The organism is Vibrio sp. M250220 (genome assembly GCF_036533795.1).
Taxonomy (GTDB): Bacteria; Pseudomonadota; Gammaproteobacteria; order Enterobacterales; family Vibrionaceae; genus Vibrio.
The window spans coordinates 90,074-114,144 of the sequence record NZ_JATABI010000003.1 but is presented as its reverse complement, the minus strand read 5'-3'; the positions used below and the strand labels follow the sequence as shown (position 1 = coordinate 114,144).

General features: G+C 46.0%; 16 protein-coding genes and 1 pseudogene. 9 read left to right on the top strand and 8 right to left on the bottom strand.

The genetic code is table 11. The features are described 5' to 3' along the window. Positions 1-14: 14 nt before the first annotated feature. Positions 15-1,160 carry a chromate efflux transporter gene (gene chrA / locus QTN94_RS02100; RefSeq protein WP_331416479.1) on the bottom strand — a complete coding sequence of 382 codons (1,146 nt, stop codon included), beginning with the start codon at positions 1,158-1,160 and terminating at the stop codon, positions 15-17. A 106-nt stretch (positions 1,161-1,266) separates the two neighbouring features. Between chrA and QTN94_RS02095 the strand changes: the two genes are divergently transcribed. Continuing rightward, positions 1,267-2,175 carry a LysR family transcriptional regulator gene (locus QTN94_RS02095; RefSeq protein ID WP_331426699.1) on the top strand — a complete coding sequence of 303 codons (909 nt, stop codon included), beginning with the start codon at positions 1,267-1,269 and terminating at the stop codon, positions 2,173-2,175. Here QTN94_RS02095 and QTN94_RS02090 read toward each other — a convergent pair. Both QTN94_RS02090 and QTN94_RS02085 read right to left on the bottom strand, forming a co-directional pair. Then, positions 2,156-3,268 carry a phosphatase PAP2 family protein gene (locus tag QTN94_RS02090; protein ID WP_331426698.1) on the bottom strand — a complete coding sequence of 371 codons (1,113 nt, stop codon included), beginning with the start codon at positions 3,266-3,268 and terminating at the stop codon, positions 2,156-2,158. The genes QTN94_RS02095 and QTN94_RS02090 overlap by 20 nt on opposite strands. A 91-nt stretch (positions 3,269-3,359) precedes the next feature. After that, the gene (locus tag QTN94_RS02085; RefSeq protein ID WP_331426697.1) at positions 3,360-4,442 is read right to left on the bottom strand and encodes an ABC transporter ATP-binding protein; all 1,083 of its coding nucleotides are present in this window, start codon (positions 4,440-4,442) and stop codon (positions 3,360-3,362) included. A gap of 343 nt (positions 4,443-4,785) precedes the next feature. On the opposite strand from QTN94_RS02085, the gene QTN94_RS02080 reads away from it, so the two are divergent. From QTN94_RS02080 to QTN94_RS02060, 5 genes are all read left to right on the top strand, one after another. Then, the gene (locus QTN94_RS02080) at positions 4,786-5,706 is read left to right on the top strand and encodes a carbohydrate ABC transporter permease (protein ID WP_331416483.1); all 921 of its coding nucleotides are present in this window, start codon (positions 4,786-4,788) and stop codon (positions 5,704-5,706) included. Then, positions 5,706-6,557, top strand: coding sequence for a carbohydrate ABC transporter permease (locus QTN94_RS02075; RefSeq protein WP_331416484.1), 852 nt, complete (start codon positions 5,706-5,708; stop codon positions 6,555-6,557). Before QTN94_RS02080 ends, QTN94_RS02075 begins: the two co-directional genes overlap by 1 nt. 108 nt (positions 6,558-6,665) lie before the next feature. Further along, complete coding sequence (locus QTN94_RS02070; RefSeq protein WP_331426696.1) at positions 6,666-7,892, top strand: ABC transporter substrate-binding protein; 1,227 nt, start codon at positions 6,666-6,668, stop codon at positions 7,890-7,892. A gap of 159 nt (positions 7,893-8,051) precedes the next feature. After that, positions 8,052-11,159 (top strand): beta-galactosidase, encoded by a 3,108-nt coding sequence (locus tag QTN94_RS02065; protein ID WP_331426695.1) that lies wholly within the window; start codon positions 8,052-8,054, stop codon positions 11,157-11,159. A gap of 10 nt (positions 11,160-11,169) precedes the next feature. Then, on the top strand, positions 11,170-13,284 hold the full coding sequence (locus tag QTN94_RS02060; RefSeq protein WP_331426694.1) for an alpha-galactosidase: 2,115 nt from the start codon (positions 11,170-11,172) through the stop codon (positions 13,282-13,284). A gap of 192 nt (positions 13,285-13,476) precedes the next feature. Here QTN94_RS02060 and QTN94_RS02055 read toward each other — a convergent pair. From QTN94_RS02055 to ebgR, 5 genes and pseudogenes are all read right to left on the bottom strand, one after another. Further along, a pseudogene (locus tag QTN94_RS02055) lies at positions 13,477-13,596 on the bottom strand (DMT family transporter); the annotation flags it as partial. A 331-nt stretch (positions 13,597-13,927) separates the two neighbouring features. Further along, positions 13,928-15,361, bottom strand: a complete 1,434-nt coding sequence (locus tag QTN94_RS02050) for an amino acid permease (protein WP_331416488.1) — start codon at positions 15,359-15,361, stop codon at positions 13,928-13,930. A gap of 97 nt (positions 15,362-15,458) precedes the next feature. Beyond that, positions 15,459-15,911, bottom strand: coding sequence for a beta-galactosidase subunit beta (locus QTN94_RS02045; protein WP_138970430.1), 453 nt, complete (start codon positions 15,909-15,911; stop codon positions 15,459-15,461). A gap of 3 nt (positions 15,912-15,914) precedes the next feature. Further along, on the bottom strand, positions 15,915-19,019 hold the full coding sequence (ebgA, locus tag QTN94_RS02040) for a beta-galactosidase subunit alpha (RefSeq protein ID WP_331426693.1): 3,105 nt from the start codon (positions 19,017-19,019) through the stop codon (positions 15,915-15,917). A 347-nt stretch (positions 19,020-19,366) separates the two neighbouring features. Then, positions 19,367-20,350 (bottom strand): transcriptional regulator EbgR, encoded by a 984-nt coding sequence (ebgR, locus tag QTN94_RS02035; RefSeq protein WP_331426692.1) that lies wholly within the window; start codon positions 20,348-20,350, stop codon positions 19,367-19,369. A 364-nt stretch (positions 20,351-20,714) separates the two neighbouring features. Here ebgR and galE point away from each other — a divergent pair, with 364 nt between their 5' ends. The 3 genes from galE (at position 20,715) to galK (ending at position 24,063) form a co-directional block, all read left to right on the top strand. Beyond that, the gene (galE, locus tag QTN94_RS02030) at positions 20,715-21,731 is read left to right on the top strand and encodes a UDP-glucose 4-epimerase GalE (RefSeq protein ID WP_331426690.1); all 1,017 of its coding nucleotides are present in this window, start codon (positions 20,715-20,717) and stop codon (positions 21,729-21,731) included. Positions 21,732-21,776: 45 nt separating this feature from the next. After that, positions 21,777-22,832 (top strand): UDP-glucose--hexose-1-phosphate uridylyltransferase, encoded by a 1,056-nt coding sequence (locus QTN94_RS02025; protein WP_331426689.1) that lies wholly within the window; start codon positions 21,777-21,779, stop codon positions 22,830-22,832. A 70-nt stretch (positions 22,833-22,902) separates the two neighbouring features. Further along, positions 22,903-24,063 carry a galactokinase gene (gene galK / locus QTN94_RS02020; RefSeq protein ID WP_331426688.1) on the top strand — a complete coding sequence of 387 codons (1,161 nt, stop codon included), beginning with the start codon at positions 22,903-22,905 and terminating at the stop codon, positions 24,061-24,063. Positions 24,064-24,071: the final 8 nt, after the last annotated feature.

Below are 24,071 nucleotides of genomic sequence, written 5' to 3'. Positions count from 1 at the left end.
TACCCGCATTCTTGTTAAGCGATATAGCCAGTAGCGAACCCCGCCAGCATAAAGAATGCGACCATCCAAACAATCGGCAGTTTCTGTTGCTTGAGTAAATAGAAGCCAACGAGAACCAGCGAGATATCAAGTGGATTCATCACTGCGCTGGTAAATACCGGTTGGTATAAAGCGGCGACCAGTAACCCCACAACCGCAGCATTTACTCCGTTGACGGCGCCAGAAACTTTGTGATTTTTAGCCAGTGATTGCCAGTTCTTTAGTACTCCAAGTAGCAATAAAAAGCCCGGTAAGAAAACCGCTAAAGTCGCCATTAACGCACCCGTAATCGGGGCTGAAGGCATCAACTCATAACCTATGTAAGTTGCAAAGGTAAACATAGGCCCAGGAACCGCTTGTGCTGCCGCATAGCCTGTAAGGAAGGCATCTTGGCTTAGCTGATCACCGACAATGTTTTGTAGCAGTGGAAGAACCACATGGCCGCCACCGAAGACCAAACTACCTGCTTGGAAAAAGTCGCTGAATAGACCTAGTGCGGGTAATACTTGCGCCGCAAACGGCAGTCCAACAAGCAAAGCAACAAACAGGGCAAGAGGCGTAATAGAAGGCTCAAACTTGCTGGTGCTGAGCGCGTCGTCATTACCTAAATATTTTACACCGATCAAAGCAGCCATAATCAGGACACCCATTTGGGTCGCAATACCAGGTAAAAGTAAGAGTGCGACAGCCGTTATCAAACAAAGTGCCACCGATAGCTTCTCTTTGCAGAAGTTTTTGTACATCCCCCAAGTTGCATCGGCAACCACTACAACCGCAAGTAATTTCAAACCATGAACCACATTATGAAAGGTGGTGGTTTCAGTCAGTTGGCTACTTAACATAGCTAACGCCAGCATGATAAGTACGGAAGGTAGTGTAAAGCCAATAAACGCCATACACGCGCCGCCAAGGCCACCTCGTTTGTAACCTAGAGCAAAGCCCACCTGGCTTGAACCGGGACCGGGTAAGAATTGGCTCAGTGCGACGATTTGAGCATATTCACTGTCATCAAGCCATTTGAGTTTCTCGACGAAGGTATTACGAAAATAGCCAATATGAGCCGCTGGACCACCGAAACTTATCCAACCAAGCCAAAAGAAGGTTTTAAAAATCGACAACATTGCCATGTTACTCGTCTAACAAATACTGCCCATACTCTACTCAATGAACTAAAATGACTCAAATTGATATTCTTAATACAAACTATGAATTAAACAGGATAGGTTCATGAAGGAGTTTAACTGGAAAGGGATCGACCTTAACTTACTGGTGGCGTTTCAAGCTCTTTACCAAACCAACAGTGTTAGCCTAGCGGCGGAACAGTGCTTTGTCAGTCAGTCTGCTATGAGTCATACGTTGCAGAGAATGCGAGCGCTATTTGATGATCCTTTATTCGAACGAGTGGGGGCGACGATGCAGCCGACTCGGCACGCTCAAGACATTGCTCCAGTGATCGATAAGCTGCTTGGTAGCATTAAGAATGACTTATTGGTTAAGAAGCACTTTGCTCCGCAAAGCTATACTGGCGTATGGAAAATAGGACTAACGGATTACGCTGAGCAGCTTTTTGCGCCAGCGTTGTACGACGCGATCAAACACCAATCACCAAATTCACAGGTCAGTTTTTTTAACGTCAATCGCAGCAATTATGTAGATATCGTTGACAGCGAAGCGCTGGATATCGTGATTGGAAGTATCGAAAACCTTAATCGACGTTTTCTGTCTGAGCTGCTCTATACAGAGCAACACTTGTGCTTATTCGATCCTAATACGGTTGAAGCAGGTGATACGATGTCGATTGAGGAGTTTGTCGCAGTAGAACATGCCTTAGTTAGCCCTGATGGTAGTCTGCAAACTCAAGTTGATAAATCATTGTATAAGCTCGGATATACCAGAATAGTAGGTGTGGCATCACGCAACTTTCTTACTATCAGACGCTTGTTACTAGGTCGGAAATTACTGTGTATTGTGCCGAAACGTTTTGCTGAAATGGAAATGTATTCACATGATCTGCAAGCGATCACTAGCCCGATTGAGATCCCTGATTTTGATATTCGCCTATTGTTTGCCAAAGCCAATCAGTATGAAGAAAAGAACTGCTGGATTCGACAAATCGTTACTGAGACGGTTCGCTAGTGAGTCGATGAGATATCCAACCACAGCCTTTCCAGATGAGTAACGTCAATATGATGCTTAGATAGCCATCAATCGCGTAGTGCCATGCAAGATGGACAGAGCTTATTTGGATGAAAATCATGTATGCCCACATGAGTAAGCCAAGTTTCTTGTTGTACTGGTAGCTGGCTAATGCCATCAGCATCGCAACGGAGACGTGCATACTCGGCATCGCCGAAATACCCGCTCCAATGCCTCCCTCGCGACCTAAGTAGTTAAGCCAAAGGGTATCCTGTACATCTAAGGCCCAGACGGGAAACCATCCCGCCTCAACCATGATGCGACTTTGATCGTTGAGCAAATCGATCAACGGCAAATAGTGAGTATGCTCGGGATTGAGTAAGTGGGTATAGCAAGGGCCTGCAGAAGAGAGCAGAGTGGCGGTAATACCACCTATCAAAAGCCAGCTTGACATATAAGCGATCAAGTACTGATTGCGAAGATGAGTTAGGTCACGACGAACGATAAAAAACAATGTCATCCCCCACATAAGCAGAAACCATAGGTGGTAGAGAAAGTTGATCCCATAGGTCGCAAAGGGGGAAGAGAAGATCCCATGAGTGATCTCCCAGGGTGAAACTCCGAAATGAAGCCACTTATCTAATTCATAGAAAGCCAAGTCATACTGAAATGGTTTGATGTCCGGTATTACAGACTTAAGATACGAATAGCATGAGTAAGTGAGATTCAGCGCTAATACCAACAGAATAAAGCTTATCGCCTTTGAAAGTGGATTAAAGAAACCGATCAGGGTTTTGATATAGACTTGTATCGGATGAGGTCGACGGTGATAAAGAAGATAAAGGTAATAGGCGCTGCTCCATGTGAGAAAGGTGATGTAGCAGATTCGAATCAGGGTGCTGAGGTAAGTAAATGCGCTGTACTCGATGTGAGAAGCGTAGCTAAACATTAGCGACATCAAATACAAAGCAATGGTCGTAAACAGGACGTAACCATAAAGGAGCTTGTCTTGATAAAAGGCCTGCTTAATTTGTTGCCAGTGGCGAGTCCGTGCTTCTGACGTCAGTATTTGCATATAAAGTAATGATTTCACATAGCTTTAAGTCAAGTATAGAACATGCAATACGACAATATTTAATGACTCAGTGACTGAGATCTAACTTCAGCCACTGAAATCAACACAGTTACTCCACCCGCAGACCTTGTTGATCAAAAAGATGGCAATCTGAATGTTTACAGCTTAAGTCCATTGTCTGGAATTTTGTCACTTCCTGATCGCCAGGCAGATGGACCTTAAAGCCATCAACACCGCAAGCCTGACCAAACATATAGGTACTGTTGCCAAGCCTTTCTACCACTTCACTCTGGAAGTTAAAATGAACATCCCCAGACAGTTCAATTTCCAGATGTTCCGGACGAATGCCTAATGTAATGCTGTCACCTGCAGACAAAGAGCGCTGTACTGCTGGCAAGGTGAACACGGAACCATCCTCACTAACCAGTTGTAAACCTTGACCACTAGAAGACTCAACCTTGGTTGGGATAAAGTTCATCTTAGGAGAACCAATAAACCCGGCAACAAACTCATTCTGTGGTTTATGGTATAGCTCAAGTGGAGAGCCAACCTGTTCTACACGTCCGTCACGCAATACCACGATCTTATCGGCCAGAGTCATGGCTTCAATCTGATCATGAGTTACGTAGATCATAGTGTTTTGCAAATCTTGATGCAGCTTGGCAATTTGCAAGCGCATGTCGACACGTAGCTCGGCATCCAGATTTGAGAGTGGCTCATCAAACAGGAAGACTTTCGGGTTGCGGACAATGGCGCGACCAATAGCAACACGTTGACGCTGACCACCAGAAAGTTCTTTTGGTTTGCGCTTAAGTAAATGATCAAGTTGTAGAGTTTTCGCTGCGCTTTGAACCTGTTTATCGATCATCGCTTTTGGCTGACCGTTCATTTTGAGGCCAAAGCCCATGTTCTCTTCCACTGTCATATGCGGGTAGAGAGCGTAGGACTGAAACACCATGGCAACACCGCGTTCGGCGGGATCTACATCATTGACCAGTTGGTTATCTATATGGATCTCTCCACCTGAGATCTCCTCTAGTCCAGCAACAAGACGTAAAAGTGTCGATTTGCCACAACCTGATGGCCCAACGAAGACAACAAACTCACCGTTCTCTATTTCCAGATCAACACCATGAATGGTCTGCACATCCCCATAGCGTTTGATGACCTGTTTTAAGCTGATGTCAGCCATAGTTACTCCTTGCCTTATGGCTCAAAATACTTTTCTAGTGAGCGAATCATGCGCGTTAAAACAGCACAAATATCGCCTGATGTATAAAACATACTCGCTTGATAGATTTTTGTTACCTCGTAAGGGGAAATAGTTGATCGTGATCATGGTTATTTAGTGGAAAATGAGCATTTTTGTGGAAACGTTTACAAAAATGATTTGTCGGTATGTATTTAATCATCATAGTTATTAATATGTAATTGTAGATTAGATAAAACTTCATCCTTTAGTAACTTTCTGTCTACTTTTAATAGCGTTTATTGAAGTGGATATAACTAAAGGATGTGACAAGGAGTCACACGAAATGGAGCAATCTGTGAAAACGATATACCCCGAAAATCGTCTTCCTTCCGCAAGACGTAAAGCAAGGGTAAGCGCAAAGCTTTCACCATGGCTGTTTTTAGCCCCAGCAATGGCTATTTTTGCTATTTACGTTATCTATCCAATTTTAGATAGTATCTGGCTTAGCTTCTATGAGTGGGATGGTCTGGGGGACAAAGTTTGGGTTGGCTTAGATAACTACCGTGAGTTGTTTGACTCTGAAGCGTTTTATACCTCTCTAAAGAACAATACTATGTGGCTGGTGTTTTTTATGCTGGCGCCACCCATCGGCTTGGCAATTGCACTGTTCCTTAATCAACAGGTAAAAGGGATTCGCGTAGTTAAGTCGTTGTTCTTTTTCCCATTTGTTATTTCTCAAGTGGTCGTGGGTTTGGTGTTTGCATGGTTCTATGATCCGTCGTTTGGTCTGTTCAATATGGTGCTTGGCGCGTTTGGCATAGAACCTATTTCAATTCTTGCTGATGAAGATTATGTCACCTACGGCATTATCGCAGCAGGCCTATGGCCACAAATCTCTTACTGCATGATTTTGTATCTGACAGGTTTAAACAATCTCGACCCAGAACAAATTGAAGCAGCTCGTCTTGATGGAGCGAAGAAATGGCGCATGCTTTGGTATGTGGTTATCCCTCAACTTCGTCCAGCTACCTTTATTGCTATTGTCGTGACTGTCATTGGCGCGCTGCGCTCATTTGACTTAGTTGCCACTATGACCGCTGGTGGTCCGTGGGGCAGTTCGACAGTTCTGGCGTACCAAATGTATGAAGAGTCGATCTTCAACTACCGAATGGGATATGGCGCATCTGTTTCTGTTGTGTTGTTCCTCATCATGGATGTGTATATCGCTTACTTCTTATGGCGTATGTTGAGGAGTGAAAAATAATGTACCCACAACCGATTCAAAAAGCGGGACGCTTTGCCAATATCAGCTACCGCGTCGCGCTACCTATTGCGATAGTGATGTGGCTACTGCCTCTTATCGCAGTGATGATGACCTCTATTCGTGGCATCGAAGACATCAATACTGGTAACTACTGGGGATGGCCAAGTGAGTTCCAGTTGGTCGAGAACTACACTCAGGTATTTACCTCAACGTCGATGGGTCAGTATCTGTTTAACAGTTTATTGATCACTCTACCTGCGGTAGCGGGTGCGGTTGCTCTGTCTACCTTGGCTGGTTTCGCTTTGGCTAAGTACAAGTTCAAAGCCAATGTCTGGATCTTTGCGCTGTTTATCGCCGGTAACTTTGTCCCTTTCCAAATCCTGATGATCCCAGTTCGTGACCTGACCATTAGCTTTGGCCTATACGATACTCACTGGGCATTGATTCTGTTCCACATCGCCTTCCAAGCCGGCTTCTGCACGCTGTTTATGCGCAACTTTATTGTCGGTATTCCGGATGCATTGATTGAGGCGGCACGAGTTGAAGGGGTCAGCGAGTGGAAAATATTCTGGCATGTTGTTTTGCCATTGGTTCGCCCTGCTTTGGCGGCATTGGCTGTGCTGGTATTTACCTTTATCTGGAATGATTACTTCTGGGCTCTGGTGCTGGTGCAAAGCGACGAAGTGCGACCTGTTACCGCAGGCTTAAGTTCACTTAAAGGTCAGTGGCTGGCATCGTGGCAGTTTATCTCTGCTGGCGCCATTGTTGCTGCAATTCCTCCCGTGGTGCTGTTCTTTACTATGCAGCGTCACTTTATCGCTGGTTTAACTCTTGGTGCGACCAAAGGTTAGTTTTCACAGCTTGCCAGTCACTCTTCTCTGGCTGGTCAGCTCTTTTATGTCGTTAATAAATATAACTATTGGACCCATGAGCATCTGCTCACAAACAAGGACCTGAATATGAAATACGTGAAACATCTTGCTGCCTCTGCAGTTCTCGGGGCAACACTCTCGACTACCGCTTGGGCCGGAACTCTAGTGATTAACTCAGATCAGGCTGACCCTGCACCCAAAGCCGCCTGGCAAGAGATTGTTAAACGCTTTGAAGCAGCAAACCCAGACATCAAGGTTGAGTACAACCTGTATGATAAAGAAGCCTACAAAACCACGATTCGTAACTGGCTGGTGACATCACCACCAGATGTGGTGTTCTGGTATGCGGGTAACCGTATGAAAACTTTTGTTGATCGTGGCCTGTTTGAAGATGTAAGCGATATCTGGGCTGATAAAAATATGAAGCAGGACTTTGCGGCTGCAGCTCCGGCAATGACGGTTAACGGCAAGCAATACGGTGTGCCTTACACCTATTACCAGTGGGGTGTTTACTACCGTAAAGATATTTTTGAGCAGTATGGCATTGCAGAACCTAAAACTTGGGAGGAGCTGAAAGCCGCCTCAGCAACGCTGAAACAGAACAATATTGCTCCTTTTGCTATCGGTACTAAGTACTTATGGACAGCAGCTGGCTGGTTCGATTACATCAACTTGCGTACTAACGGTCTTGATTTCCACATTGACCTTATGGACGGCAAGATCCCTTACACTGATGAGCGTGTGAAGAAAACTTTTGCCAACTGGGCTGAACTGGTTGAGCCGGGTTACTTCCTTGATAACCATGCATCTTACTCATGGCAAGAAGCGCAGCCATTCCTATACAACGGTCAAGCTGCTATGTACCTGATTGGTAACTTCATTACGCCAAACTTCCCTGAAAATATGCAAGGTAAAATGGGTTTCTTCCAGTTCCCAATTATTGATGCTTCAGTTCCTGTAGCAGAAGATGCGCCAATGGATACTATTCATATCCCTACCAAAGCGAAGAACAAAGAGGACGCACGTAAGTTCTTAGAGTTTGTCGCACAGGCTGAAATTCAGCAATTGATCAATGAATCTATCCTACAAATCCCGACCAACAACAAAGCTAAAGCAGCGGATGATGAGTTCCTCAACAAAGGTGTTCAGATGCTTGCTGGCGCTCAGGGTACGGCTCAGTTCTACGATCGCGATACCGATCCAGCGATGGCTAAAGAAGGTATGAAGGGTTTCCAGGAGTTTATGGTTAAACCTGAACGTATCGACAATATTCTGAAAAAACTAGAAAAAGTACGTCAGCGTACGTTTAAGTAATTCAGCAATAAATCTTCCCTTACTTGCTACTGACGTTCCCTATTTACTGGTTAGTAGCAAGTAGAGGATGGCACCACTCTATTTGGGGTGGTGTTACCTTCAGAGCACTGCCTTGCCAAATGGGGGCGCTCTCTTTTCTCTTATCTTTAGGGTGCTGTGATGAGAACTTTTAGCCAAATCATAGCGGCGCGAGAATGGGAGAACCAGCATGTGGTTCACCATAATGTTTTACCCGCGCACGCTCCTCTTCATGCTTATTCAAGCGAACAGAACGCTTTAACCAAGTCTCAATCGGAGAAGCAGCTTAGCCTCAATGGTTGTTGGCACTTTGAGCTGTTCGAAAGGCCGGAAGATGTGCCCGCTGAGTGTGTTGATAAGAGTTTTGATCATAGTGAATGGAGTGAAATAACGGTGCCGGGAAACTGGCAGCTGCAAGGTTTTGATAAACCTATATATACCAATGTGAAATATCCGTTTGCTGACACGCCTCCGTTGGTGCCACAGCACAATCCCACCGGTGTTTATCGCTGCCATTTTGATTTTTCCGCCAGTGAAGCGCAAACCACCATTACGTTTGACGGAGTGAATAGTGCCTTTCATTTGTGGTGTAACGGTCATTGGGTCGGATACTCGCAAGACTCAAGACTAGCGGCAGAGTTCGATTTGTCACACTTGCTTGTTGATGGTGACAACCAAATTACCGTGATGGTGTTGAGGTGGAGCGATGGCTCCTATCTCGAAGATCAGGACATGTGGTGGCTTAGCGGTATCTTTCGAGACGTCACCTTACTGAGTAAACCTGTCATTCATATTAAAGATGTCGAGGTAGTGACTGAGCTAGACGACAGTTACCGCGATGCCAGACTGAAGGTCGCGACGACCTTGTCAAAAAAGAATCTACCGCATGTGGTTAGAGTTAGTCTTTATGATGCTCAACAGCAGTTAGTCATTACTCAGGATGCCAGTGCTGGAGTCGAGTTTGTCGACGAAAAAGGCCCATGGTGTGACAAAGTCAACCATAGCTTAAATATCAATGCCCCACAGTTATGGAGCGCAGAATCACCGACCCTGTATCGAGTGGTGATTAGTTTGTTGGATGAGCAGGGTAAGTTAGTGGACTGCGAAAGCTATGACGTTGGCTTTAGGCAGGTTGAGATCAGTCAGGGGCAGCTCAAGGTCAACGGGCAGCCGTTGTTGATTCGTGGTGTGAACCGCCATGAGCACCATCCTGAATTAGGTCATGTGATGACGCGTGAAGATATGCTTCGCGACATCAAGTTGCTTAAACAAAACAACTTCAATGCAGTGCGCACCGCTCATTACCCTAACCATCCGTTGTGGTACCAACTGTGTGATGAGTATGGTCTCTATTTAGTCGATGAAGCCAATATCGAAACTCACGGTCAGTTTCCTATGTGCCGCTTGTCTGACGATAGTGAGTGGCTCAATGCTTATATGCGTCGTATGACGCGTTTAGTCGAGCGTGACAAGAACCACCCATCAGTGATTATCTGGTCGTTAGGTAATGAGTCTGGCATCGGCAGCAACCATCATGCTATGTATCAATGGGTTAAGCAGCGTGATCCGTCACGACCAGTACAGTACGAAGGGGGCGGTGCAATGACCGCTGCGACAGATATTATCTGCCCTATGTATGCCCGTGTGGACTGGGATCTACCTGTTGTTGCTCACCAGCCACATGTGACACCGCGAGTAGGAATCAAAAAGTCCATCGCCTTACCTGACGAACAACGGCCTTTGATTCTGTGTGAATACGCTCATGCGATGGGCAACAGCTTAGGCAGTTTCAGTCATTATTGGAAGGCCTTTCGCGATCATCCTCGTCTGCAAGGGGGCTTTATCTGGGATTGGGTCGATCAGGGTTTGACTAAGGTTGATGAGCAGGGCAATCAATACTGGGCATACGGAGGTGACTTTGGTGATGAAATCAATGACCGCCAGTTCTGTATCAATGGTCTTATTTTCCCGGATCGAACCCTTCATCCGACGCTGTTCGAAGTGAAGAAAGCACAGCAGTTTTATCAGTTTAATCTAATCGATCAGGCACCGCTTACTCTGCGCATTAGCAGCGAAAAACTATTTACCTCCTCACTAGGAGAAACACTTCAATGGCAAGTGTTAGAGGATGGGGTTGTGGTTGATTGTGGTCAGATTGAGCTGGTGATTGACCGTCAGCAAAGCGTTGAACTGGTACTGGAAAACAGCGCTGCACGCGACAAAGCAGGCGCTCGTTATCACCTTAATCTTGATGTAGTGCTTAACCAGGCAACACCATGGGCGGAGGTTGGACATATCACGGCTAGTGAACAGTTTGAATTATCGGTCGACGCTCAGTTAGTACTACCAGACGCCAATCCAGCCTGGCTGGCTAATGTCTCTGATAGTCCTGAAAAGCTGTTGGTCTACAGTGATCTTTTTGCTATTGAGTTCGATAAGCAGCTCGGTGCTATCTGCAGTTGGAAAGTAAACGACAACGAAAAACTGACTCAGCCTGTTTTGGATAACTTCTATCGCGCCCCGTTAGACAATGATATTGGTACTAGCGAAGCGGATCGACTCGACCCCAACTCTTGGTTCGCTCGTTGGCAGGCTATTGGCTTGGCCTCTCTTGAGCGTCAATCGATTGATTTTGAATGGAGTGAAAACAAGGCAGGTGTGCAGGTTGTGGCTAAAGCGACCTATCTGCAAGCGGGTAAAGTTTTAATACTTTCTACCTGGCGCTATCAGATTTCGCAAAGTGGTGATGTTTCGATAGATGTCGATGTCGAGCTGGCTAATGGACTGCCCCCATTGCCAAGGATAGGTATGGAGCTGGCGCTGTATGACCATGGTGTGAGTGAACATCAGCAACCTGTGAGTTGGTTTGGTCGTGGTCCGCATGAGAACTATCCTGACAGAAAGCTTTCCGCCCATTTTGGCCGTTATCACTCTTCTGTAGAGCTGATGCATACCGACTACATTTTCCCGTCAGAGAATGGCTTACGTTGTGATGTTAGCCAAGCGCAGGTGGGGGAACTCTTTATACGAGGCAATTTCCATTTTGCGGTCAGTGAGTTTAGTCAGGAGAATCTGGCTACAGCCAAACACACCAATGAACTGGTCAAGCAAGGTAGCATTTATGTCCGCCTTGATGGTTTCCATATGGGGGTTGGTGGTGATGATTCATGGACGCCAAGTGTCCATCAGCATTACCAGTTACTTGAAAAGCGTTATCGCTATCAGCTCACGCTAAGCTTTGTCATTTAAGGAGCGATTGATGAATCAGTTCGTACAACTACACAGTGATAATGTGTCACTGGTGATCAAACTTAGCCCTGCTCCAGAAGTGCTCTATTGGGGGATGTCTATTAATTGCTTAGATGCTCAGCAGTTTGATTCTCTGGCACAAAGTCAGTTGCGTGCGGTGCCTCAGGCACGTTTGGATCATGATGTTCCTTTAACTCTTTGTCCTGAGTTAGGGCGGGGCAGTTTTGGCTCTTCGGCGATTGAAGGGCATCGCAATGGTCTGGCGAGCATGCCTCGGCTTGATTATCTCAGTCACACTCAATCTGGCAATGAGGTTGAGATTGTTTGTCAGGATGAGTTGGCCCAACTTATCTTAACAATCTGCCTTAAGCTCGATAGTACAGGGGTGTTGAGTAAACAGATGACCCTGAGCAACGTCAGCCAACAGGAGTACACGTTAAACAAACTGGCGCTGACACTTCCGCTACCATTCAGGGCTTCGGAGTTGGAAAGTTATCATGGTCGCTGGAGTCGGGAGTTTCAGTCTCAGCGCCAGACCATCAACCACGGTTCCTGGTTGGTGGAAAACCGTCGAGGTCGCACTTCCCATGAATACTTTCCCGGTTGCCTGCTGGGTACAGTAGGGTTTTCTGATCAAGCCGGTGAAGTGTGGGGATTTCATTTAGCATGGAGTGGTAATCATCATTGGCGCGCAGATGTGAAAAGTGATGGCCGTCGATTACTGCAGGCAGGTGAGTGGCTTATTCCCGGGGAAGTGATTCTTAAACAAGGGCAGAGTTACACCACTCCAGAGCTTTTAGCTACCTATAGTCCAAAAGGTATCAATGGTATTCGCAAAGCAAACCATACCTACGTTCGACAGCAGATTTTACCTTTTGAAAGTCACAAGTTGCGCCCCGTCCACCTTAACACGTGGGAAGGGATTTACTTCGACCATGACCCTGATTATATATGCCAAATGGCGACTCAGGCAGCTCAGATGGGGGTTGAACGTTTCATCATTGACGATGGCTGGTTTAAAGGCCGTAACAATGACAAGTCTTCATTGGGAGACTGGATATTGGATGCAAGCAAGTACCCAAATGGTCTGGAGCCAGTGATTGAACATGTTAACTCTTTGGGAATGGAGTTTGGTATTTGGGTTGAGCCAGAGATGGTTAACCCAGATTCTGACCTGTTTCGCCAGCATCCAGACTGGTTGCTTGGAGCCGAGGGGTATCAGCAGCCGACCGGGCGTTATCAATATGTCCTGAATCTGCAAAACAGTGACTGTTTTCAGTATTTATTTAACAGTCTGGATACCCTGCTCAGTGAGCATAACATTGGCTATGTTAAGTGGGACATGAACCGCGAGCTGGTTCAGGCGACTCATCAGGGGAGTGGAGCAGTACATGGTCAGACCAAAGCTCTGTATCGACTTATTGACCAGCTGGTTTCCGCTCATCCTAATGTTGAAATTGAGTCGTGTAGCTCAGGTGGTGGTCGGGTTGATTATGAAATCCTTAAACGAACCTGTCGTTTCTGGACATCCGACTGCAACGATGCACTTGAACGGCAAACTATCCAAAAGCACATGGGGATCTTTTTTCCACCCGAGGTGATGGGGGCGCATATCGGGCCGTCCCACAGCCATACCACAAGACGCTGTCATGATATTAACCTGCGCGGTCTGACAGCTCTCAATGGTCATATGGGGGTTGAACTTGACCCGGTTAAAGAGAGTGAACAAGAGAAACAGGCTTTTGCCAAGTATATTGCGTTGCATAAACAGTATCGAGAGCTGCTGCATAGCGGTGACAGTTTTTATCTCGACAGCAGTGACCAGACCCGTTTGGCCTATGGGGTGACAAAAGCTCAGCAAACCCTGATTACAGTATGTCAAAAAGCGATGCCAGACTATGCCCTGCCGGAACCTTTATTGATTGAACATTTGGAACCACAAAAGTGCTATATAGTTCGTCTGGTGGATTACCCCCAATCCAGCGCTCAGTTGATGAAAGAGGGTGAAACCTGGTGGCATGAGGGAGAGATTACACTCAAAGGTGAGTGGTTAGCCACAGTTGGTCTCAGTCTGCCTATTCTTGACCCTGAAGCTTGCTTATTGCTTAGCATTGAGGCGATATAAATAGTTAAGGGCGCATTGTGCGCCCTTAAACTTAACTCAAGGTGAAGCGCGTCCAGACTTTTGAACGCCAGCGCCTCGCCATGATTAAACCTCGGAACCACTCATCGAGTGCAATCGCCATCCAAGCACCGATAACACCAAAGCCATACCGAACAAGGCCGTACTGCTTAATGCCGTGCCAAACAGCAAGTGATCAAATAGGTAAGTCAGTACCGGAACTGCATAAAACAATACGCTGACTTTGTCCGAGCTCTCTTTGTTGACCATATACATCAGCAATGGCAAGGCTCCTACAGAGGCAACAATGCTCATCCAGAGAGCAGAGAAATCAGAGCCCGCAGGGCTAGAAAACTCCACTGTGAAGAGAACTGCAAGCCGAGCTTAACGATCACCGCACCACTACTCCACATCACCAGAAATAACACGGGTGCTATGGTATTGAGTTTAGTCATTGTGATTAACCTTATTGTTGATATGACAGAACAAGCAAGTGGCGGCCGCGCACCTTGCTGATCACTATATCTGGTCTTGAGCTGGATAAATGATCCGAAAAGACGCTTTTCTGTTCGTGAAGGTCGTAGTTGACAGTGATAGACAAAACAAAAAAGGGCACCACTAGGGTGCCCAAAAGGGGTTGTTATTATTATTTTAGGGTAACGGCAGGCGCGGCCTCTTGTAAGCGCTCTTGATCATTGAGTGACTTTTCGTATTGGCTGTACTTCCACCAAGCAAAACCTAGGAAGATAACAATGCCGCCAACGTTGTAGAAAATGATGGTCATGATGTCTGCGCCTGTTGGGAACGTTGACGCTAGGAAGCCCACAGTGAAGATACCGATCAGAATCGAAACCACGGCAATCCCTGTCATGCGTGAACCCATTTTGAAATCACGTTCTAGATGATCCAGTTTTAGGCGCAAGTTTAGGTAAGCCAGCATAATGAACAGCGGTGGGAGCATTGAAGCCGCTGCGGTCATATTGATCACCGTATTCATAAGATCCTGAGCTGTATTTGAGCCTAAGGTTGGGATAATCATTAGTGGGAATACGATGGCGTACTGTACCCAAGCTGCACGTGCTGGAACGCCATTTTCATTAAGCTCTACCGTTTTCTTACCAAAGATACCTTCAGGAATTTCTGAGAAGAAGATTTTTACAGGTGTTGCAGTCCACATTAGTAGAGAACCAAACATGGCTGTGAATGAAACCAAGCCCACGAAACGGTTCATCAGGATTTCAGGTAGGCCAAAGTAACTTGCTAGCCCTTCAAATACCTGAACTGAGCCACCTGTGTATTTTAGCTCTGAGCTAGAGACAAATACGTTGATGAGTACAGAAGAGACAGAGTAAAGCGCACCAATAAAGATACCTGCAATAATGATCACTTTTACAAAAGACTTAGAACCACCTTTAACGTCGTTGACGTAAACCGCGACAGACTCAGCACCGCCCGCAGCCATAAAGATCCATGTAGTAATGCCAAGGAATGCCCAACTGAAATCAGGGATCATTGCTTCAACAGTTACTGGGTCAGCCGGTTCTACGCCGCCAAGTAGCGCAGCGCCAGAAAGCAAGATGTACGAGATAGTCAGTAACAGCATTAATGATGAAGTGACGGAAGTAATTGGCCCCAGCATTTTTGCGCCGTTGGTAGATACATAAGTTGCGAACGCAAACAGGATCATACTGAGAGCAGTGGTCGCGAATGGTGTCAGAATGTACTCATAGCCAAGGAATGCATAGGAAGCGTAGGCGATAACGCGTGGCAGTAGTGAGGTAAAGAAGAACAGGTTTACGAACCAGTAAGTGTAAGCAGAAATAAATGCCCAGCGACCACCGAGTGAGCTTTTAACCCAAGCATAAACCCCAGCTTCTGAATCTTTGTTGAGAGAAACGAACTCAGCGATGATTAAGCAGAAAGGGATGAAATAAAAGATGGTCGCTAAGAAGAACATTGGTGCCGATGCTAGACCGATTTCAATATTGTTGTTAATGACGTTGTTGAAACTGAATACGGCAGCGAAGGTTAAGGACAGCAAGCCAAATTTGCCTATGGTGTTACGTTTGGTATCAGACATTTGTTATATCTCCGAAGAGTCACGTGTTTGTAGGGTTTTATCGAGAGGCTGATGCGACAGGCATCGCCCCTCGTTGTTATTGGTATGAATGTCTTGGTTACTTGTTGAGGAAGTAGCCATCTTCGATGGTTACTTTCAGCACCACTTTGCGCACTCGGTTGTCACCTAAGAAACGATAGCCTTGGCTATTGTCAAAAATGGCCAATTGACCTGCGCTCAGTTCACGTACTTGCCCTTTACCTATCAGGTATTCACGATCCGTTTCATCGCTATACGCCTCAAGCTGTTGTAGCTGAGACTTATCCGCAAATTCTACTGATTCTTTGCCTTCCAGATAGTAGTGCACATCAAAGTAGCGGCGGTTACCGATAAAAGTGTCATTGTTCAGTGAAATGCCATCTTCAATCATGTACACCAGTGAGTCGCCAATGGAGTGCATTACGCCATCTTTGATGTTGACGCAGTTTTCAATCGCCTCAACACAGCGGTTCCATTTACGACCATTGCGGTACACTTGTTTGAATTGCTCTAAGCTTTCTAACACGATCATGGGTTATGCCTCGTTTACATCAGTTGTTGTGACACGCTTGTTCTTAAAGAAGGCGTCACCAAAGTTGTGTGCAGCCAGTGCTTGGGCGTTACAGTCACCCGCTTGCAGTGGCATTAGCGTCAGGCCATAGCAAAACTCATCCATGTAGACACGGTATGAATCGAGCACTTCACTGCCCCAAGAATTGGAACCAAGTCCCATCAATTTGTGGTCGAGATTCAGAGTGATGTAACCACTTTTCTCAAGCTCAATTGTGTGCTGAGCTTGATGTAGATTTTGGTTGGTGTAGAACCAAGCGCTGAAGTTGATCTCTTGCTGAGGCTTTACTAACAAACCGGTGCCATTGCGATTAGTCAAAGCTGCCCAGCGAACGTTTTGACGGTTGCCGTTATTTTGAGGGAATGGGTAGTTCTCAAACATATCAGCGACGGTTGTCTGGTAAACATCAATCATGTTGGCTTGCTTGCTGTCTTGGTAGTTTTCTTCTGGGCCACGACCATAGTATTTGACCTGTTCGAACTCACCATTGAGCCCAAGATCTAAACCGATCACAGGAATGACATGCGGGTAATTGCCATAGCGTTCGCCGCTCAGTTCTAGGTTGAGTTGTCCTTCAGCGTTGATCTGGTAGCGGTAGCTACAACGCATCCCGAAATCGAATACTGGTGGCGCGATGATACTGGTCGTGGTGATTTCGACTTTGCCATCAATCAGCTCAACATTGAGGGTGCGGAAGTGCTCTTGCATGATTTGAAGGTGGGCAGGTTGCCACAATCCTTCATGCTCTTGCTTGTGGTTGTCGATCATTGGTTTGAAGAAGTTGAGCTTCGGTTCAGATTTGATCAGCTCCTCACCATTGACCAACCACGAGGTTAGCTTGCCATTGACTTTCGAGAAGTTAATTGCAAAGTTATGGCCCTCAATCAAATAACCAAGACGGCTCTCCTCGATATTTAATCTGGTTGCGTTGGCGTTACTATAAGTTGTAGTGGTTGCCGTATTTGCTTTGATTGGGTATTGGTAAACCGCAATATCGTGGTTAGCCGCGCTGTAGAGAGTGCAGCTATCTTTACGCACGGTAAAGTTGACGAAGACTTCACGTTGATCCAATTCAGGGATCGCAATCTCAATGTCTCGTTCAGAGTTGGCGGCTAAGTCAGCTACTTTGAATTGAACGGTGCGTAAAGTCTCACCTTCGGCGCGAATATCTGCGGTAATGGTGTAATCGTTGATGTCTGAGAACCACAGCTTGTTTTCAATGGTAAACTTACCCATTTGTGGGTCGATAGCGCGGATTTTTACTGGCGCGATCACCTGCTTGTACTCTTTCAAGCCTGGGCCTGGAGTTTGGTCAGGGTAGATCAAACCATCCATACAGAAGTTGTAGTTGTTAGGGTAGTCACCATAATCACCACCGTATTTGTAGAAAGACTTACCTTTCTCATCGTGGGCTAAAATGCCATGGTCACACCATTCCCAAACATAATGACCTTGGATGTGATCATGTTTGTAGAACACATTTTGATATTCAGTCAGACCACCTGGGCCATTACCCATAGCGTGGGCGTATTCACAGATGATGCGCGGTTTTTCGTGCGGGAACTCGCCGAAATAGTTCATCAATTGTGCACGTGAGTACATGGTTGAAATGACATCAACAACCTCCGCGTCACGGTCTTCTTCATAGTGGACGAGGCGAGTGTCATCAATCGCTTTAGTTGCCGCGCACATCGCGCGGATGTTACAGCCGTAGCCTGATTCGTTGCCCATCGACCACATGATGATGGATGGATGGTTTTTTTGTGCGTGGATGTGGCGTTCGGCGCGCTCGACAAACACAGCTTCCCACGCGGCATCATTCGTGATTCGGCTCAAATCTCCCACGTTGGCAAAACCATGAGTTTCTACATCGGTTTCCGCCATAACGAACAGACCATAGATATCACACAGTTCATAGAAGCGAGGGTCATTAGGGTAGTGAGCTGTACGCACAGAGTTAATATTGTGTTGCTTCATCAACACGATGTCTTTCTCGACGCGCTCCATTCCCACAGCGCGACCCTTTAGATGATCGTTGTCGTGACGGTTAACCCCGTGGAGCATTACATATTGATTGTTGATGTAAAACAGGCCATCACGCACCTTAATGTCACGGAAGCCAACTCGTTGTGGGATCACTTCCAAGATGTTGCCTTGATTATCACGCAGAGTGATCAGAAGTTGATAAAGGTAAGGATTTTCAGCGGTCCAGTGAACTGGGTGGGTCATTTCGATGTTAAAGCGAGCCTGAGCAGATTGGTCGATAGTCAGGTTACTGCATGAGCCTTGAGCAATAACCTGACCTTTATCCATCAGAGCGTAGTCTAGTGAGTAGCCATGCGCTTGCTGGTTACTAAGGTTCTCAAGTTCCACCTGACAAGAGAGCGTTGCTGCGACGTAGTCGTCGGCAAAGTCAGTGCGGACGGTAAAATCTTGCACATGGGTTTGTGGTCTACCCACAAGGTAAACATCACGGAAGATGCCGGCGGTCCACCACATATCCTGATCTTCGATGTAGGTAGAGTCAGCCCACTGCATCACGCGCACTGACAGAAGGTTATCGCCTTGTACTACGTATTTTGAAATGTCGAATTCGGCGGTAAGTCTGCTCCCTTTGCTAAAACCGACATATTGACCATTTACATAGACTTCAAAGTAGGTTTCCACACCATCAAATTTGATGATGGTTTGTTGATCATTCCAACTCTCGCTCAGAGTGAAATTACGCTGATAAGCGCCAGTTGGGTTATCGCTTGGCACAAAAGGAACATCAATTGGGAAAGGAAAACCTTCATCAGTGTATTGAAGATCGCCATGGCCTTCCATTTGCCACATATTTGGAACCGTAATCTGGCCCCACTGTTCCATCTTGTCAGTGTAAAACTCCTCAGGAACCAAGAGCGGGTTTGTGAAGTAGTTAAAACGCCACTGTCCGCTTAGCAGCATAAAGTGGTTGCTGAGCTCGCGTTGAAAAGTTTGTGCGCTGTTGACGGAATCGTATGAGAAAAAATAGGCACGTGGTGCCATGCGGTTCTCATGTAGGTGTAGGAAGTTTTCCCAATTGTTCACGATTGCTCTCCCTCGGCTTAAAGCGTCCGATGACTGCCGACGTTCTGTTAAAAAATGCTCAGTGAGCTTATGGGAAAGATATTAGTAAAACTTTTACTAAAATAAATTGGTGAAAACGTTTTACTTTAACTGGATCACGATTTATTCGAGTCGGTAGGTGAAAGCTGTGATCACGATTAAAGAATAATGTTTAACCACATCTTATTGCTGGGTGAGGGGGGAGTAGCTGCATGGGTTTGAGTTTTAAATAATAAAAAAGGCACTGAAATTCAGTACCTTAGAGATGCTGTTTGATTAATTTTATTGTTCAAGATGCGGAGTGAGAATGGCTAGCCACTGCTCTGGAGTCATTGAGTGGTGCCTCTTAGTTTTAGCTTGCTCGGAACATAAACCTGTAATGGTAGGGCGCGACCATCACGAACTTTTTCAATGAGAAGGTTAACGCCTTGAATGCCCATCATCTCTGAGTGAATTCGCACCGTAGACAGGGATGGGAACGTAAACTTTGCGGTAGGAATATCGTTCACACTAATAAGCGAAATGTCTTCAGGGATATTAAGCCCGTGCTCATGAATGGCTCTTAACACCCCAATCGCAATTGAATCCGAGGCAATAAATAACGCTCTAGGGAAGTCCGGTTTTGCCAGCATTTCTTTAGCAAGCTTATACCCAGATGAGTTGGTGAACTCGCCACGATAGATATCATCAAGTGACACTACGCCTTTAAGTTGCCCATATTCAGCGAAGGCAATTTCACGAATGTCGGCACAATTGGGTTTATCCTGCCCCCCAATAAAACCAATACGTTTAAAGCCCTGGTCGATGAAAAAATCGGTGATTTGTTTGCTGATTCGTTTGAGGTCAATGTCGACAGAATCGAATTCAGAGTCACAGTCACTGAAGTCGACATAGCAAATATTGTCAGTCATCTTAGTCAACTGGGCTAAGGTGTTCGGATTGCTTCGTCCAACCAAAAGAACACCCGTTATCTTATTGCTTGCTGCGACGATTTCATTGTTATAACAATTTGTTAGCTCAATGTTTAGTTTATCGCATTGAGTTTCGATGCCGTGGCGGATAGAAAGATAATAGGGGTCGTTGACTTCCGCTTCCTGAGGGTAGTTGTATACCGCCATAAAGTGATGATTTTGTTTTCTAGCTAGCGCCGCTTTCTTGGAGCTACTGGTTTTATACTCTAGCTTTTCTGCGATCTCAAAAATGCGGTGCTTAGTCTCTTCCTTAACACTTAATGTTGGATCGTCGTTAAGTACCCTTGATACGGTAGCTAAGGAAACCCCCGCTTCCGTCGCAATATCTTTCAATGTTGCCATTAATTATTACGTCCCTTTATTACTTGTTGCGCTTACGTAGGCAATCTAACTATGCCAAGTATTGTAAACAATCACACCGATCAAGTACCGATTTTTAGTAAAAAATAGCAAACATTGTTATCTATTCGAATGTTGAATGGAAAAAGCTTCAGCGGTAATCTGTTTACTACGGCCAATCGGTCATCAACTTTGATTAACTAAACCATTTATCACACTAATCTTGAAGGTCATTTATGGTTAATTTTGTGGAAACGTTTACATAACGCGAAATTGATCACGGATCTTGGACGTCGTTGATTGATAGACTTTTGCCATCGAAGAGATTTGAGCATGGTATTGCTCACCGATTGATGGAGATCGAATAGTGAAAGTTCTTGTTACCGGCGGTATGGGATACATAGGCAGTCATACTTGTGTGCAGATGATTGAAGCAGGTATTGACCCCATTATTGTAGATAATCTTTGCAACGCCAAAGAAGAGGTGCTTACTCGTATCGATGCTCTGACTGGTAAAACACCGACGTTTTACGTCGGTGACATCCGTGATGAAGCATTTCTCGATTCTGTATTTTCGAAACATGACATCACGTCGGTGATCCACTTTGCTGGGCTAAAAGCGGTTGGTGAATCTGTTGAAAAGCCCCTCGAATACTATGACAACAATGTTAATGGCACAGTGGTTCTTGCTCGTTCGATGCGTAAAGCGGGTGTAAAAAGCCTTGTTTTCAGCTCTTCTGCCACTGTTTATGGCGATCCTCAACAAGTTCCTATCACCGAAGAGTCGCCAACTGGAGCGACGACAAACCCTTATGGTCGCAGCAAATATATGGTTGAACAGTGCCTCAGTGATCTGTTTGCTGCTGAGCAGGACTGGAGCATCACGTTGTTACGCTACTTTAATCCTGTTGGAGCACACCCTTCTGGAACGATGGGGGAAGATCCCCAAGGTATTCCAAATAACTTGATGCCATTCATTGCTCAGGTTGCTGTCGGGAGGCGTGAGCGCTTGTCTATTTTTGGTGACGATTATCCTACACAAGATGGTACCGGTATCCGCGACTATATACATGTCATGGATCTCGCTGACGGGCATATCGCGGCACTGAACTCTGTGGGGAGTCAACATGGTTTGCATGTCTACAACCTAGGCACGGGGAAAGGATCGAGTGTATTGCAGATGGTGGAGGCGTTTAGTCGTGCCTGTGGACATGCCGTTCCTTACCAAATATGCCCTCGTAGAGCTGGTGATATTGCAGAGTGCTGGGCAAGCACTGAAAAGGCTGAAAAAGAGTTGGGATGGCGCGCGCTGCGCAGTATCGATGAAATGACAGCCGATACTTGGAATTGGCAGTCAAACAACCCTCAGGGTTATTCCGCCTAACACCATATTTGATTTGAAAATAGTTTAAGTAGTTGAGTAAGTACGATGTCGAAGATTGAGTTTAACCCTGTGGATCATCCACACCGCCGATTCAACCCATTAACTGGGCAGTGGATTCTTGTATCGCCACATCGAGCCAAGCGACCTTGGAGTGGCGCTGATGAGAAGGCGGCTGTAGATGAACTACCTGAATATCAAGCAGATTGTTTTCTATGTCCAACAAACCAACGTATTTCGGGGGATGTGAACCCAGATTATCAGGGCACTTATGTGTTTAGTAATGACTTTGCTGCATTAATGCCAGATTCACCAGATGCACCTGAATCAGACAATCCATTGTTCAAAACACAAGGCGTTCGAGGGCTGAGTCGAGTTATCTGTTTTTCTCCTGATCACAGCAAAACCTTACCAGAACTCTCTGTGACTCAGATCCGCGGTGTGATAGATACTTGGAACCGTCAGATCGAAGAGTTAGGTGAGCACTACATCTGGGTTCAGGCATTCGAAAATAAGGGGGAAACCATGGGCTGTTCTCAGCCTCACCCACACGGTCAGATTTGGGCGAACAGTTTCCTACCGAATGAAATCGAACGCAAAGAGCAGAATCTTAAAGCCTACTACCAACAACACGGCAGCAATTTGCTGGTGGACTATGTGAATGCTGAATTGAAAGACGGTTTACGAGTTGTGGTGGAAACCGAGCATTGGGCAGCTTTGGTGCCATATTGGGCGGCATGGCCATTTGAAACCCTGTTACTGCCTAAAAAGCATATTCGCCGTATGAGTGAATTGACTGACGAACAACGCGATGATCTTGCCGTGGCGATCAAGAAGTTGACCAGCCGTTATGACAACTTGTTCCAATGCTCATTCCCTTACTCAATGGGCTGGCATTATGCCCCCTTCTTTGAACAGGGGACGGATATTGAACATTGGCAGCTTCATGCACTGTTCTATCCACCACTTTTGCGCAGTGCCACAGTACGAAAATTTATGGTTGGTTACGAAATGTTGGCCGAAAGCCAACGTGATCTCACCGCAGAACAAGCTGCGCAACGTCTTCGTGACTTGAGTGATGTTCATTACAAAGAGCAGAAGTAACCAACCATTTTAGCCAGCAATGCGGTGCAAGCGCTGGCATGAAAAATTTAACAGAATTCTAGAGGGCTTTATGTCAGAACTAATCAACAGTGTGAAAGCATCATTTAGCCAAGTACTTGGCTACGCAGCGAGCCATATCATTCAGGCTCCAGGGCGCGTCAATCTTATTGGTGAACACACCGACTACAACGATGGTTTTGTATTGCCATGTGCGATCGACTATCAAACGGTCGTTGCTGCGGCGAAACGTGACGATAGTATTGTACGAGTTGTTGCCGTTGATTACGAAAACCAAACCGATGAATTTGATATCACCCAAGAGATCACTTTTATTAAGGATAAAATGTGGGCCAACTACATCCGCGGTGTGGTCAAGTGTTTGCTCGCCCGAGGCTATGAGTTTGGCGGTGCAGATATTTCTGTGAGTGGTAACGTACCGCAAGGCGCGGGCTTGAGTTCTTCTGCTGCGCTAGAAGTCGTGATAGGTCAAACTTTTAAAGTGCTTTATCAGCTAGAGATTTCTCAGGCGGAGATTGCGCTCAATGGTCAACAGGCAGAAAATGAATTTGTTGGCTGTAATTGCGGCATTATGGATCAGATGATTTCCGCTGAAGGCAAAGAAAATCATGCAATGTTGCTAGATTGTCGAAGCTTGGAAACCGAATCTGTCTCTATGCCTGCTGATATGTCCGTCATGATCATTAACTCCAATAAAAAACGCGGTCTGGTGGACAGTGAGTACAACACTCGCCGTCAACAATGCGAGCAAGCGGCCAGTCTCTTTGGTGTTAAAGCGTTACGTGATGTCACTATGACTGAGTTTGAAGCGAAAGCAGATCAGCTTGATGAAGTGGTCGCTAAGCGTGCTCGTCACGTAATCACCGAAAATGAGCGAACACTTGCAGCCGCTCAAGCATTGCGTGCAAACGATCTCAAGCGTATGGGGCAGTTAATGGCACAATCGCACATTTCTATGCGTGACGATTTTGAAATTACCGTCAAAGAGATTGACACCTTAGTGGATATTGTTAAAGCGGTTATTGGCGAGCAAGGCGGTGTACGTATGACGGGGGGCGGCTTTGGTGGTTGTATTGTTGCAGTAATGCCGCCTGAACTTGTCGAGCCAGTCAAAGCAGCTGTTGCTGAGCAATATCAAGTCGCAACCGGATTAAAAGAGTCTATCTACGTTTGTCAGGCCAAAGATGGCGCCGGCCTGATTGAAATGTACTAAGGACTGTT

What these genes read in the sequence shown, in the direction of transcription:
- QTN94_RS02060 (WP_331426694.1), top strand. Translation starts at nt 11,170, where the DNA reads ATGAATCAGTTCGTACAACTACACAGTGATAATGTGTCACTGGTGATC.
- QTN94_RS02080 (WP_331416483.1), top strand. Translation starts at nt 4,786, where the DNA reads ATGGAGCAATCTGTGAAAACGATATACCCCGAAAATCGTCTTCCTTCC.
- QTN94_RS02050 (WP_331416488.1), bottom strand. Translation starts at nt 15,361, where the DNA reads ATGTCTGATACCAAACGTAACACCATAGGCAAATTTGGCTTGCTGTCC.
- QTN94_RS02045 (WP_138970430.1), bottom strand. Translation starts at nt 15,911, where the DNA reads ATGATCGTGTTAGAAAGCTTAGAGCAATTCAAACAAGTGTACCGCAAT.
- chrA (WP_331416479.1), bottom strand. Translation starts at nt 1,160, where the DNA reads ATGTTGTCGATTTTTAAAACCTTCTTTTGGCTTGGTTGGATAAGTTTC.
- ebgR (WP_331426692.1), bottom strand. Translation starts at nt 20,350, where the DNA reads ATGGCAACATTGAAAGATATTGCGACGGAAGCGGGGGTTTCCTTAGCT.
- galK (WP_331426688.1), top strand. Translation starts at nt 22,903, where the DNA reads ATGTCAGAACTAATCAACAGTGTGAAAGCATCATTTAGCCAAGTACTT.
- QTN94_RS02065 (WP_331426695.1), top strand. Translation starts at nt 8,052, where the DNA reads ATGAGAACTTTTAGCCAAATCATAGCGGCGCGAGAATGGGAGAACCAG.
- QTN94_RS02070 (WP_331426696.1), top strand. Translation starts at nt 6,666, where the DNA reads ATGAAATACGTGAAACATCTTGCTGCCTCTGCAGTTCTCGGGGCAACA.
- QTN94_RS02095 (WP_331426699.1), top strand. Translation starts at nt 1,267, where the DNA reads ATGAAGGAGTTTAACTGGAAAGGGATCGACCTTAACTTACTGGTGGCG.
- QTN94_RS02025 (WP_331426689.1), top strand. Translation starts at nt 21,777, where the DNA reads ATGTCGAAGATTGAGTTTAACCCTGTGGATCATCCACACCGCCGATTC.
- QTN94_RS02075 (WP_331416484.1), top strand. Translation starts at nt 5,706, where the DNA reads ATGTACCCACAACCGATTCAAAAAGCGGGACGCTTTGCCAATATCAGC.
- QTN94_RS02085 (WP_331426697.1), bottom strand. Translation starts at nt 4,442, where the DNA reads ATGGCTGACATCAGCTTAAAACAGGTCATCAAACGCTATGGGGATGTG.